Annotated in this window: 12 protein-coding genes; 7 read left to right on the forward strand and 5 right to left on the reverse strand. The window is 42.4% G+C overall.

Features of this window, described 5'->3' with window-relative positions; translation table 11 throughout:
- Nucleotides 1-53: 53 nt before the first annotated feature.
- The gene (locus CWB80_RS17980; RefSeq protein WP_054554434.1) at nt 54-362 is read left to right on the forward strand and encodes a hypothetical protein; all 309 of its coding nucleotides are present in this window, start codon (nt 54-56) and stop codon (nt 360-362) included.
- Nucleotides 363-368: 6 nt separating this feature from the next.
- Nucleotides 369-1,235, forward strand: a complete 867-nt coding sequence (locus CWB80_RS17985) for a putative metalloprotease CJM1_0395 family protein (protein ID WP_138601025.1) — start codon at nt 369-371, stop codon at nt 1,233-1,235.
- Nucleotides 1,236-1,303: 68 nt separating this feature from the next.
- Here CWB80_RS17985 and CWB80_RS17990 read toward each other — a convergent pair whose 3' ends face one another.
- The 4 genes from CWB80_RS17990 to greB all read right to left on the reverse strand — a co-directional run bounded on the left by CWB80_RS17990 (nt 1,304) and on the right by greB (nt 5,287).
- A complete protein-coding gene (locus CWB80_RS17990; RefSeq protein ID WP_054554432.1) occupies nt 1,304-3,619 on the reverse strand; it encodes a Tex family protein in 2,316 nt (771 codons plus the stop codon).
- Between the two features lie 135 nt (nt 3,620-3,754).
- Nucleotides 3,755-4,336, reverse strand: a complete 582-nt coding sequence (locus CWB80_RS17995) for a CBS domain-containing protein (protein WP_054554431.1) — start codon at nt 4,334-4,336, stop codon at nt 3,755-3,757.
- A 49-nt stretch (nt 4,337-4,385) separates the two neighbouring features.
- Nucleotides 4,386-4,691 carry a hypothetical protein gene (locus CWB80_RS18000; protein ID WP_054554430.1) on the reverse strand — a complete coding sequence of 102 codons (306 nt, stop codon included), beginning with the start codon at nt 4,689-4,691 and terminating at the stop codon, nt 4,386-4,388.
- A 113-nt stretch (nt 4,692-4,804) separates the two neighbouring features.
- Nucleotides 4,805-5,287: a transcription elongation factor GreB gene (gene greB / locus CWB80_RS18005; protein WP_054554429.1), complete on the reverse strand. Its 483-nt coding sequence runs from the start codon at nt 5,285-5,287 to the stop codon at nt 4,805-4,807.
- 166 nt (nt 5,288-5,453) lie between these two features.
- On the opposite strand from greB, the gene ompR reads away from it, so the two are divergent.
- Both ompR and envZ read left to right on the forward strand, forming a co-directional pair.
- Nucleotides 5,454-6,173: an osmolarity response regulator transcription factor OmpR gene (gene ompR / locus CWB80_RS18010; protein WP_054554428.1), complete on the forward strand. Its 720-nt coding sequence runs from the start codon at nt 5,454-5,456 to the stop codon at nt 6,171-6,173.
- A gap of 5 nt (nt 6,174-6,178) precedes the next feature.
- Nucleotides 6,179-7,474 (forward strand): two-component system sensor histidine kinase EnvZ, encoded by a 1,296-nt coding sequence (gene envZ / locus CWB80_RS18015; protein WP_054554427.1) that lies wholly within the window; start codon nt 6,179-6,181, stop codon nt 7,472-7,474.
- 132 nt (nt 7,475-7,606) lie between these two features.
- On the opposite strand, the gene CWB80_RS18020 is transcribed toward envZ, so the two are convergent.
- On the reverse strand, nt 7,607-9,649 hold the full coding sequence (locus CWB80_RS18020) for a glycoside hydrolase family 97 protein (RefSeq protein WP_054554426.1): 2,043 nt from the start codon (nt 9,647-9,649) through the stop codon (nt 7,607-7,609).
- Between the two features lie 160 nt (nt 9,650-9,809).
- Between CWB80_RS18020 and CWB80_RS18025 the strand changes: the two genes are divergently transcribed.
- The 3 genes from CWB80_RS18025 (at nt 9,810) to CWB80_RS18035 (ending at nt 13,315) form a co-directional block, all read left to right on the forward strand.
- Nucleotides 9,810-10,424 carry a methylamine utilization protein gene (locus CWB80_RS18025; protein ID WP_138601027.1) on the forward strand — a complete coding sequence of 205 codons (615 nt, stop codon included), beginning with the start codon at nt 9,810-9,812 and terminating at the stop codon, nt 10,422-10,424.
- Nucleotides 10,411-11,640, forward strand: coding sequence for a hypothetical protein (locus tag CWB80_RS18030; protein WP_138601028.1), 1,230 nt, complete (start codon nt 10,411-10,413; stop codon nt 11,638-11,640). Before CWB80_RS18025 ends, CWB80_RS18030 begins: the two co-directional genes overlap by 14 nt.
- A 73-nt stretch (nt 11,641-11,713) precedes the next feature.
- Nucleotides 11,714-13,315: a methyl-accepting chemotaxis protein gene (locus CWB80_RS18035; RefSeq protein ID WP_138601030.1), complete on the forward strand. Its 1,602-nt coding sequence runs from the start codon at nt 11,714-11,716 to the stop codon at nt 13,313-13,315.
- The last annotated feature ends 19 nt before the right edge of the window (nt 13,316-13,334 follow it).

A 13,334-nucleotide genomic window follows, 5' to 3' on the forward strand; every position in this document is an offset into this window, starting at 1 on the left:
TGCTCGTTTTATGAGCGATACTTACCGGGTAGATCTCACTGTTGGAGGGTGTTATGCCAATCAGTTCTGTTTTTAATAATGCGGTAGAAGGTTATAACCGTGCAAGCCAAGGTATCGAAAAGGCAAGCGCTGAGATTAGCCGTGCCTCAATTGATCAGCAAGATGATGCCCAATTAGCTCAACAACGCCAATTACAAGCGGCGACTCCAAATGAAGCTGTAACTCCGCCAGTTTCACAACCTGCCCCAATTGATGAGTCGCTTGTTAACTTAAAAGTTGAAGAGTTTAATGCAAAAGCCAATATCAACACGATTCAGACTGCTGATGAAGTGCTCGGCACATTAATAGATATTAAAGTTTAAAAACTTATGAATATCGTCACTCCGTTTCCTTCGATTAATATCAACACGGCGAACGTGCACACCGAAAGTGCTCGCCGTGATAATCAGTTACGTGAAGTGATCCCGCCACCTGCCGCTACCAAGCCGAGTAACGCAGAAAATAAAACCCTGAATGATGGCGACAAAACCAAGCAGCCGGGTTCTGAGGCGGGTACGTATGATGCAAAAGGGCGTCTGGCTGAAGACAAGGTGATTGAAGAACGTAAGCAAGGTGGTGAGCAAGAAGAGCCTGAACAATCAGAGCAAGAACAACAAGAAGCTAAACAAGAGCAGCAAAAAGAGCAAAAGGTTGCCCAGCAAGAGCAGCAAGATGCTGAGCAAATTAAAGAGCTAAAAGCCCGCGATACCGAAGTACGTATTCATGAGCAAGCTCATGCATCAGTGGGGGGGCAATATGCGGGCTCACCAAGCTATGAATATCAACGCGGTCCTGATGGTACGAACTATGCTGTGGGCGGCGAGGTGCAAATTGATGTTGCTGTAATTGAAGGCGACCCAAAAGCCACAATTGAAAAAATGCAGACGGTGCGTGCTGCAGCACTTGCACCACAAGAGCCTTCGAGTGCTGATCGTTCAATTGCCGCAGATGCCACGCAAAAGCTGATGGCAGCGCAAGCTGAGCTCGCCAGTCAATCAGCCGATGGCGATGTTGATTCAGGTAAATCGACCTTCAAAATAAACAGTGAGTATGGTGAAGATAGCGCTACTCAAACTAGCGAAACCAAAACAGCAAAGCGTGACGTTGAAGTAGATGAGCGCGCTGCACGTATTGCTAATTTTTATCAAGCAGCGACCTCGCCAACTAATCAAAATCAGTTCTCTGCTTTTATTTAAGCTTCTAAAATAAAAAACCGCGTAAGTTTACACTTACGCGGTTTTTTTCAACTTATGCCTACAGCCTATTATTTTTTCACTTTTGCATTGGCAAATGCATCAGCAAAGGCATTACCCATGGCAACATTGCCAAATTCGCGTTTTTGTTTAGGTGCACTTTTCGCTTTCGCAGCTGGCTTAGGTTTGCTAGCTGATGCGGCTTTATTGCTGGTATCAACATCATCGTCTAAACGCATGGTAAAGCTAATACGTTTACGGGCAGCATCTACTTCAACTACTTTTACTTTTACAATATCGCCCGCTTTAACCACTTCACGTGGATCAGAGATAAACTTGTTCGTAATAGCAGAAATATGCACTAAACCGTCTTGGTGTACACCCACATCAACAAAGGCACCAAAGTTAGCAACGTTAGACACTACACCTTCTAAAATCATACCCGGTTTTAGGTCATTAATGGTTTCAACACCGGCTTTAAATTCAGCTGTTTTAAACTCAGGGCGCGGGTCGCGGCCCGGTTTATCAAGTTCTTTGATAATGTCGGTAACCGTTGGTAAACCAAACTTTTCGTCTGTGTAGTCGTTCGCAACGAGCTTGTTTAGGATGTCAGAGTTACCAATTAGGCTGTTAACATCTAAGCTGTTCTTCTCGCAGATACGCTTAACAACTGGGTAGGCTTCAGGGTGAACTGACGAGTTATCAAGAGGATCTGAGCCTGTGCTGATACGTAAGAAACCGGCAGCTTGTTCAAAGGCTTTAGGCCCTAAACGTTCAACTTTTTTAAGTTCAGAACGTTTGCTAAATGAGCCATTCGCATCACGGTAGCTAACGATATTTTGTGCTAACGTTTTGTTTAAGCCAGATACGCGAGTAAGTAATGGCACCGACGCCATATTTAAGTCTACACCCACTGAGTTTACACAGTCTTCAACCACAGATGTTAGCGTTTGACCAAGTTGGCTTTGCGATACATCGTGCTGATATTGACCTACACCGATTGATTTAGGCTCAATTTTTACCAGCTCAGCAAGTGGGTCTTGTAAGCGGCGCGCGATAGACACAGCACCACGTAGTGAAACATCAAGGTTAGGGAATTCATTGGCGGCAAACTCAGACGCTGAATAAACAGAAGCGCCCGCTTCACTGACCATAATTTTATTTAGCTTAAGCTCACTGTTCGCTTTGATCAGCTCTGCAACTAACTTGTCAGATTCACGTGAAGCCGTACCATTACCAATAGCGATTAGCTCAACTTTATGCTGGCGGCATAGTTGTTCTAAAGTACGAAGTGATTTATCCCAATGATTTTGTGGTGCGTGCGGGAAAATTGTTTGTGTTGTTAACAGCTTGCCAGTGCTATCGACAACGGCAATTTTACAACCAGTACGCAGGCCAGGATCGAGACCTAACGTAGTACGTGGACCTGCAGGAGCGGCCATTAATAAATCTTTTAAGTTTTTAGCAAAAACGTCGATTGCGCCGGTTTCTGCTTTTTCGCGCATTGCACCTAAAAATTCATTCTCAAGGTGAAGGCTTAACTTAATTTTCCATGCCCATTGCACTACGCCCATTAACCAACTACTTGCAGCAGAATTGCTAACATCTAAGCGATAATGATCGGCAATCATTTGTGCACACACTTGCGCCGGATTTTCTGCGCCAGGCTCTGGGTTGATACTAAGTTGTAACACGCCTTCATTACGCGCACGCAGCATAGCAAGTGCACGGTGTGATGGTACTTTTTTTAGTGGTTCTTGATGCTCAAAGTAGTCGCGGTACTTTACGCCTTCATTTTCTTGACCAGCGATTACAGTACTTTCAATCTGACCATGTTGTGCGATATGACTACGGAATTTAGCAAGTAGTTTGGCGTCTTCTGCAAAACGCTCCATTAAGATAAACTTAGCGCCATCTAACACCGCTTTATTATCTGCAAAGCCTGCATCGGCATTAATGTAGTCACTTGCTTGTTGTTCAGGGTCGAGGCTAGGGTTGTTAAATAGCGCATCGGCAAGCGGCTCAATACCCGCTTCAATGGCAATTTGTCCTTTTGTACGGCGCTTAGGTTTAAAAGGCAGATATAAATCTTCAAGCTCAGTTTTACTGTCAGCGTTATTAATATCAGCACTTAGCTCAGCAGTTAACTTGCCTTGCTCTTCGATAGTATTAAGGATAAAGCTGCGGCGCTCTTCTAATTCACGTAAATACGATAAACGCTGCTCAAGTAAACGTAATTGCGTGTCATCTAAGCCACCAGTTACTTCTTTACGATAACGGGCGATAAAAGGAACTGTGGCACCTTCATCAAGTAATTTGATTGCAGCAACAACTTGTGGTTGCTGGGCACTTAGCTCAGTTGCTAAGCGTGCAGAGATATTGCTCATGCATAACCCTTTTTAAAAATAGAAAATCAGTAAAACTGAAGATTAATTGCCTGAATAATATCACAATAAGAAGGCCTTAAAAGCACTGCTTTTAAGGCCTGCAAAAATAGTCTTACACAACGCGGGTTTTAACGCTTAGTGCGGGTGATCAACCTGCTGTAATACTTCGCTGAAGCCATTAGCAATTGGGTTGATATTAACAGGAATATGTAATTTTTTAGCAATTTCACGGGCTGAAATCAAACCACAAATTTCATGTTCAGCGCTGGTTACTAAAAGGAACATCATACCTTGGTGTTCCATAGTTTGCAGTGCATCGCCAATGCATGCATAGCTAATACTTTGTAAGCTTACACCAGCTAAGCTGCTAAGTGGTGTCATTACATGCTGCAAAGTAACTTCATTGCGATGTAAATTGAGGCGCTGAGCAAGAATCATGATTTTAGAGCTTTGTAAGTCAGCACTTGAAGTAATACCAATAAGCTTTTCGTCATTATCTACGACTAAAATAAAGTCAGAACAACGACTGCTGGTTTGTTTAAGTGCATCGACAATACTCAAATCATGATGTGCTCGCACAGGGTCTTTGCTTGTAAAGCTATTTAATACTTTTAGCGCTGGAGAAGTTAAGTCGAGGGTTGGTTCAACTTCGTTTACAGTATTAGATAAAGCACCATTAGAAATGTCTTGAAGACGTAATTCTTTGAATTTATTCATTTTGATCACCATACATTTTAATAAAACTGAAATAGAAAATTTGAGTTAATTAAAAAGCAGGTGGTCCTCGCTGGTGCGCGCTATAAACAGACACCTTATTACAAGGGGGAACATACGAAACAACAGGTGCATCTTGCAGTGGTTGGGCTACATTAGTGATGAACGCAGGAGTATGTTTATCGAGGTCGGTATCTAAGTTAGCAGGGTCTGCACTATCACACGCAATAAAATGAGCAGTTGGCGTAACACTGTCTGAGTGGCTTTCTATATCACTGGCGTAAGATATCAAACTCACACTAATTAATAGTGCGAATACAATGGCATTACTCATTATGCGTTGTATTGCGTTTGACATACTTACTACCTTCTAAAACTCAAGTAATGATTTATCTTGAGTACCTTTAGTTATAGATCACATTTTTAGACTAAACAATCACTAATTAACGCTTTCTGAATTTTCAGGGAAAATTAGTTTGCATCAGGATAAGTTATCTCGTTGATATACCATTCTTTTGCGCCTTCAGGCGTGATCACCGAAAAATCATCATCTACCTGTTTGCCAAGGAGCGCTCGAGCCATAGGTGCATCAATCGAAATGTAATCTTTGCGCTCGTAAATTTCGTCGGGGCCGACGATGCGAAAACGCTTTGTATCGCCTTGTTCATTCTCAATTTCGACCCAAGCACCAAAAAACACTTTACCTGCTTGTTGCGGGTTGTAGTCAACAATTTTAAGATCTGGCATGCGTTTACGAAGATAGCGCACACGGCGATCTATCTGTCGTAAAACACGCTTATTAAACTGATAATCAGCGTTTTCAGAACGGTCGCCCAAGCTTGCTGCCCAAGTCACAATTTTGGTAATTTCAGGGCGCTTTTCATGCCATAAGTAATCATGTTCTTGTTGTAATTGCTGATACCCTTCTCGGGTTATTAAATTTGTCTTTGCCATTTTATTCAGCCTAAAAAGAAAACCAGCCGCAAGGTATAAAAGTCTTTTACCTTTGTCGAGTGGGATTTTGAAATGTTCAGTAACAATCTAAGCGCGTAATTCGTTTTTTATTCTTAACTTTTTCATTTATATTAATAAGTAACATATTACAAAAAGAATGAAAGTTATGGGACACGAAACGACAAAAGTATTGGTTGTTGATGACGATATGCGCTTACGTAGTTTGCTAGAGCGTTACCTTGTAGAACAAGGCTTTATTGTTCGCTCAGCAGCAAATTCAGAGCAAATGGATCGCTTATTAGAGCGTGAAAACTTCCACTTGATAGTATTAGATTTAATGTTACCAGGTGAAGATGGGTTATCAATTTGCCGTCGTTTACGCCAAAAAGAAAATGACATTCCAATTGTAATGCTTACAGCCAAAGGCGATGAAGTTGACCGCATAATCGGTTTAGAGCTTGGTGCTGATGATTACATTCCAAAACCATTCAACCCACGTGAACTGTTAGCGCGTATTAAAGCAATTTTACGTCGTCGTGCGAAAGAAGTGCCAGGTGCGCCTGCTGCCGAAGAAAACGAAATTAGCTTTGGTGACTTCACACTAAACCTTGCGACCCGCGAAATGAGCCATGGTGATAAAACAATGTCGTTAACCAGTGGTGAGTTTGCGGTATTAAAAGCGTTAGTGACTCATCCTCGTGAACCGCTTAGTCGCGATAAACTGATGAACTTAGCGCGCGGCCGAGATTACAGTGCGCTTGAGCGCAGTATCGATGTTCAGGTTTCACGCTTACGTCGTATGATTGAAGTGGATGCCGCTAATCCACGTTATATACAAACAGTATGGGGCTTAGGCTACGTATTTGTGCCAGACGGTGAAAAATAACAGTAATGGGCATGTTTCCACGTAGTGCGTTTGGACAAACGGTATTTTTGGTTGCAGCCCTGCTGTTAATCAATCAAATTGTCTCTTATATTACGGTCAGTTTTTATGTTGTTAAACCAACTATAGAACAAGTAAACCTGATCCTATCTAAACAGGTGAAAACCGTGTTTATTGAATGGGAAGAAGGGGTTGAGGTTAGCAAGGAAGCTTCTGATAAGTTTTTTGAGATCACTGGCATCGAGGTCATGACCCAGCGCCAAGCAATGAGTCAGGGTTTGGCTGAAACTCGTGAGTACTCAATGCTATCGCGAAGCATGTCGAAAGAGCTCAATGGTTCTGCTCGGGTACGTATTAGCCAAACCGACCCACTTGTTTATTGGGTTGAAGCTCCACAAGCACCGGGTTATTGGGTACGCGTGCCGCTCACCGGCCTGCAAGAAAACAACCTAAAATTCTTAACCTTTTATTTATCGAGTATTGGCTTTTTAAGTGTGCTCGGTGGTTGGTTATTTGCCCGTCATCTAAATAGACCTTTAAAAGCACTGCAACAAGCCGCTGTTAAAGTAGGGGTAGGTGACTTTTCTACCAAATTAGAAGAACAAGGTTCTACAGAAGTCATTGAAGTAACCCGTGCGTTTAACCAAATGTCGCGTGGTATTGCAGCTCTTGAGAACGACCGTCGGTTATTAATGGCAGGTGTCTCTCATGACTTGCGCACGCCGCTTACACGAATTCGCCTTGCCACCGAAATGATGTCGGACGATGAAGATTACCTGCGTGAAGGGATTATTCATGATATTGAAGACATGAATGCCATTATCGACCAATTCATTGAATATTTACGCCACCACAAACGTGAAGAACTTGAGCTAGAAGACTTAAACGCGATTGTGTCAGAAGTTGTCGAAGCTGAACAAAAACATCACCGCACTATTACCTTTAAAGAGAATCCGAGCTTAAGTGAAGTGCCAGTGAGTATGGTGGCAATAAAGCGTGTTGTTACTAATATGATTGAAAACGCAATTCGCTATTCAGATGGTGATATAGAGGTTGAAACCCGCGTGAGCAGTAATAAAAAGTTTGCCATAGTCGTGGTTAACGATCATGGCCCGGGGATCCCTGAAAGCGAACTTGAAACTGTATTTGAACCGTTTAAACAAGGTGATGCCGCTCGCGGTAGCGAAGGCAGTGGCTTAGGCCTTGCGATAATTAAACGTATTGTCGATATGCACGGCGGCCGAGTACAACTACTTAATCGCCCAGAAGGTGGCCTCAGCGCGCAAATCTATTTGCCGTTTTAAAAGTATTTAGCTGTAAGCCTTAAGCTATAAGTTTCAAGCAGCCCGAGTGGGCTGCTTTTTTATGGCAATAAAAAAGCGCGACATCAAATGCCGCGCTCTTTTTACTTGAAGCTTAAACTAACAGCTTTTAGCTTAGATTGCTTTAAAACGAATCGCTGTACCGCCGCTGGTGGCAAGCTTTAACGTTAGCTTATCATCAGCAGTCACTATGCGTTTTTCTACTTTTAAGTCGTAAGGGTTATTTACCCATTCAGCTTTGTCACCGTCGCGGTAGATTTGCGCTTCAAACTTTTTACCTTTATCTAAGAAGTCTAACTTCACTTCTAAAGTGCGGGCTTTTTCGTCTGTAACAGCACCTAGATACCAGTCGTTACCTGAGTATTGATCACGCTTGCGTTCTTTACGTGCAAATACAACGAAATCGCCAACTTCACCTTGTAGTGCAATACTTTGTTGCCAATCAGTTGGTACATCCTGAATAAACTGGAATGCATCTGGCTTCGCTAAATAATTACGTGGTAAATCTGCCGCCATTTGAATTGGGCTGTACATTACAACGTATAGCGCTAATTGCTTCGCTAGGGTTGTTTGTGGGCGGTTGGTATCAGCACCTAAACCGTTAAAGCCCATATCAAAAATACCTGGCGTAAAGTCCATTGGGCCTGCAAGCATACGCGTGAAAGCTAGCATTGGAATATGCTCTGGTGGATTCGGCGGTGTACCCCATGCGTTAAACTCTTGACCACGGGCACCTTCACGAGCAATCCAGTTCGGGTATGTACGACGTAGGCCGGTATCTTTCACAGGCTCATGCGTGTTGATACTAATTTTATGTTTTGCAGCAAGTTTTACGTTGTGTAGGTATTCATTAACCATGAACTGACCATCGTGCCACTCTTTGCGTACAATACCATTTTCATCGATACGCTTGATGTTACCACCGTCGGCGACATAACCTGTTTTAACTTGGCTTACATTTGATTTTTCGTATAACGCAAATGCATCTTCCATTTGGTTACGGTAGTTAGTCACGTTACCCGACGTTTCGTGGTGACCGATTAATTGTACGCCTTTTTCTTTGCCGTAACGTGTCAGCTCTTCAATATCAAAGTCGTCATAAGGTTGTGTAAAGCTAAAAACGTCACCGTTGTAGAACCAGTCGCCATCCCAGCCAATATTCCAGCCTTCGACTAGCACGCCATCGAAGCCATATTTAGCAGCGAAGTCCATGTAATATTTCGTGTTTGCAGTGGTTGCACCATGAATTTTACCGCTACCCCAAGTATTTTCATTGATGTGCATACCCCACCAAATACCTACGTATTTACCCGGTTTAACCCAAGATACATCACCCAGCTTATTTGGCTCATTTAGGTTTAAGATGATATCTGAGTTGATTAAATCAACGGCTTCATCACCAATTTGAATTGTACGCCAAGGAGTATTAAATGCGCCGTGCTTTTTAACCGCTACACCGTCTGACCAAGGTGTTAAATCGGCTTGGAAGGTACCATCACGACGTTGATTTAACACCATGCCTGCATAATCAACAAGGGCAGCTTCGTGAATACTAATATGCACACCCTCTTTATTTTTTATAGTAAATGGTGTGTGCACAAGTGCTGCTTTATGAAGTGGAGTGGTGTTATAAACATACTCATAACGGTTCCAACCACGAGCTGGTATCCACCATGCAGTTGCATCTGATGAGTCTGTAATAGCAAACTCTGTAAGTTCTTTAGTGATTTCTACATCATCATAGCCAGCTTGTTTTGGTAATTCGTATCGAAAACCCACACCATCATTAAAAGCGCGAAAACGTACCGTAAACGTGCCACCTTGTGGTTGTGGTTTTTTAAAGGTAACAGCGACTTCGTTATGGTTATCAACCACAGTTTGGCGTTCACCCCAAGGTTGCTCCCAGCTGCTTTTTACCGAATCAGTGGTTTGGCTGCTAATTTTATAACCTTCACTCATTGCTGGTTGTTGTTTAAAAACAAGGCCTAACGAAGAGTTCGCAATGACTTGTTTACCTGCAAAGCTGATTTCGTAGCTAGGTGTGTGTTGCTCATCTGAGATAGTTACTTTGATCTGCCCATCAGGTGAACTGACGGTTGTGGTTTGTGCTAGGCAAGTACCTGAAAAGGCTGCTAACATTAAGGCAGTTAATCGCATTGTTGTTCCTTGGCGGCTTATGGTTATGGATTGTTGTCACGTATTCACATACATCCTTAAAGCATAAAGTGACTTGCCGGTTAATACGAGAGATCTGCATACGTATTCAACAAAGTGAACGCGGCGATATCCAGCCTAGCACTGAAAAAGGTTTAGCAAAATGACAAGAATAACCCTGTTGCTACTATTGTTTAGTCAAAGTTTATTGGCACAGCAAATACAGATAGTTGATAAGCAGAATCAGCCAGTCAAGAATGCCGTGGTTTGGCTCAAAGGTTCAAAACAGCTTGCTGTTGCTGAGAGTCACTACACCATGAGCCAAAAAGAACGTGCCTTTGTGCCTCATGTGCTGGCAGTGCCACAAGGGGCAAATGTTGAATTTCCTAACCTTGATTCAATCATGCACCACGTTTATTCATTTTCTAAAACAAAGCAATTTGAGTTAAAGCTTTACCACGATAAACCCGAAAAACCGATTAACTTTGCACAATCGGGGGTTGTTGAGCTTGGCTGTAACATTCATGACTGGATGCTGGGTTACATTGTGGTCGTCGATGGTGGGATTTATGGGCAAACAGATGATCAAGGTATGGTTGAATTAAGCTTACCTGAAAGTAAGTTTACTTTGGCTGTTTGGCATGACCGCTTTAATGATATCAGTACACCAGAAACTATCGAGATAACGAACAATGCAAAGTCGGTGAGCTATCAGTTAAAGCAAAACTTATTACCAAAATTAGAACTAAGCAGTGACGAGTTTGATGATTATGAATAAATGGCAAGCCTTGCTATTGGCGAGTGTTTTTGGGTTGCCTGCAGTGGTATATGCTGAGCATGATGGTCTGGTAACTGTTTCGGCTGTGCGTGGTGACCAACTAGCTAGCTATCAGCGTAAAGGAATTGGCTTATACCGTTATGACCAAGAGCATGATGGTGTTGTGATATCCCAAGCTATGCTGAGTAGTCGTTTTGAGTTAAATAGCGATTGGTCTGCGCACACAGTACTTAACGCTCATCCTGATCCAGAACTAACAGTTGGTTTAACTCAGGCTTATTTGCAATATCAGCCTCTTACAGCTAGTCGTTATAAATGGACAGTGAAAGGAGGTGGCTTTTATCCCAAAATGTCGCTTGAGAACCCGCAAAATGGCTGGATGTCACCTTATAACTACACTAATTCTGCGATTAATACTTGGCTTGGCGAAGAAGTGCGGGCCTTTGGTTTAGAGGCAAACATTAAGCGCCCAGGTAGGCAATTTAGAAGTAATCATAGTTTTGAAGGCTTTGCTGCGGTTTTTAAAGGCAACGATCCTGCTGGGACGTTGCTGTCATGGCGTGGCTTTGCTATGCATGACAGGCAGACTACGTTCAATGAACAAATTGATTTTGCTGTTCCACGTTCATTTGAATGGTCGCAGCTAGATAAGCAAGCCGAGCACGTGCAGCCTTTCGAAGAAGTAGATGGGCGTTTTGGCTATTACGTTGGCGCTCATTGGGATTATCAAAAAAAATCACAATTACGTGTCTATTATTATGACAACAATGGCGATCCAGGTGCTTTGAATACCCGTACTGGTCAATATGCGTGGGATACACGCTTTTTAAGCGCGGCATGGTTGTATAAGTTTAATAAGCAAACACGCATTATTGTACAGCTCCTTGATGGTAAAACTGCGATGGGCACAAATCGTGGGGTAGACAATGATTTTTATAGCCATTTTGTTTTATTAAGCCACAAGTTAGACCAGCATCGTCTCACAATTAGGTATGATTATTTCAAGGTTAGCGATCATGATGATTGGCAATTTGATCCTAACCAAAGTCGTGGAGAAGCTTTAACCGCAAGTTGGCGTTATCAACTGTCAACCAAGTGGCAAGTAGGTGCTGAATATTCAGTGCTGAGCAGTGACGCTCAAAACAGACCCGGTATGGGATTTAATGAGCATAACTCGCAGCAGCAATTTCAGCTTTCAGCGAGTTGGCACTTTTAATTTCATACAGTTTTATATTTTTCAGCTAAGATTCAATAAGCATGCTGGTTTCGATTTTTAATTAGGAAAATGTATGAATTTACAAAGCATTCGCGTTAAAAGTTCCCTACCGATTATTTTGTTAGGCATTGCCATTCTTATTCTAATTGCAGGCTACACTTATCTTATCAGTTTGCAAAAACAAGCTGTTGACGCGCAATCAGAACGATTTTTGAATGCGATTTCGGTCGTTGTTAATGCTGATAGAGATATTTACCAAGCAAAGGTTGCCGAGCTTACTCTTGTTACAAGCAGTAACACAGATAAAACTTATCTAAATGAACATCAAGAAAATGCCGAGCAAGTTAAAGAGCGCTTTGGGCAATACTTGTCTTACATGTCACCTTACACCGAGGTAGTCGACCGGTTTCGTCATTTTGATAGCGCATTTGATTCATGGTATTCGGCATCAAAAAACTTTATTAATGACCCACAAAACAGTGAAAAAAAGCAGATTGCTGAACAAACATTTTCAGCACTGAGGGATATTTTAGATAAAGCAGGCGAAGCAGCAGATAAAACATCAAAATCTGAAACTGAGAAGTTAATGGATGGTGTTATCAGCTTTAAAGTTAAACTAATGATAATGATCGCTATCGTTTTACTTGTCGCTGGTTGGTTTAGCTATTATGTACCTCGACAACTCACGAAGCAGATTAACTTTGTGACAGAGCGAATTAATGAGATTGCGTCGGGAGATGGTGATTTAACAGGCCGTATCAATGTAAAAACACAAGACGAGTTTGCAGAACTTGCGACGGCTTTTAACGGGTTTTTAGATAACCTACAACAACTTATCAAAGACATACTTGGACAGGCTAAAGAGCTGCATAATTTAGGTCGTGACCTTGATAATTTTGCTAATCAGAACCATCAAATAAATCAAAAGCTTAGCCAAGCATCTGAATCAATAGTTAGTGCAGTACATGAAATGAGCGTTGCAAGTCGTGAGGTTGCAGGTGTGGCACAAAACTCATCCCATGAAGCTGACAACTCACAGCAACTGGCTAAACAAGGCTTGGCTGCGGTTGATAACTCGAGTCGAAAAATTGTTGCCTTGTCAGATAATATGGAACATGCCAGCCAACGTTCCACTGAACTGCAACAAAGCTCAGACAACATTGCTAAAGTGCTTGAAGTTATTCGCGCTATAGCTGAGCAAACTAACTTACTTGCACTCAATGCCGCAATTGAAGCTGCGCGAGCTGGTGAGCAAGGGCGAGGTTTTGCGGTGGTTGCAGATGAGGTTCGTACCCTAGCAACTCGGACCCAAGAAAGCACTAATGATATTCAAACTATGGTTGAGCAATTTGCAGCCAGTGTTGAGCAATCCTTACAGGCGATTAATAGTGGTAAGCGTTTTGCTGATGAAGCAGTAGAATCGTTTACCCAAACTAACGATATACTTAACTCGATGCAAGAATCATCGGTCAAAGTAAATGATATGGCGATGCAAACAGCACAAGCAACTGAAGAGCAAACTGCTGTGGCAGATGAAATTAGTCAAAACCTGTCTGATCTAAACGATCAAACCCAACATGGAGGCGGGTTAGCGAGTTCAACACAAGAGGTCGCTAACCGTATGAATCAGCTTACTGACGAACTGAATCAGTTAGTTAATAGATTTAAGGTGTAATACAACAAAAAAGGGCTCA

It is taken from the genome of Pseudoalteromonas sp. S1650, from assembly GCF_005887195.1.
Classification (GTDB): Bacteria; Pseudomonadota; Gammaproteobacteria; order Enterobacterales; family Alteromonadaceae; genus Pseudoalteromonas; species Pseudoalteromonas simplex.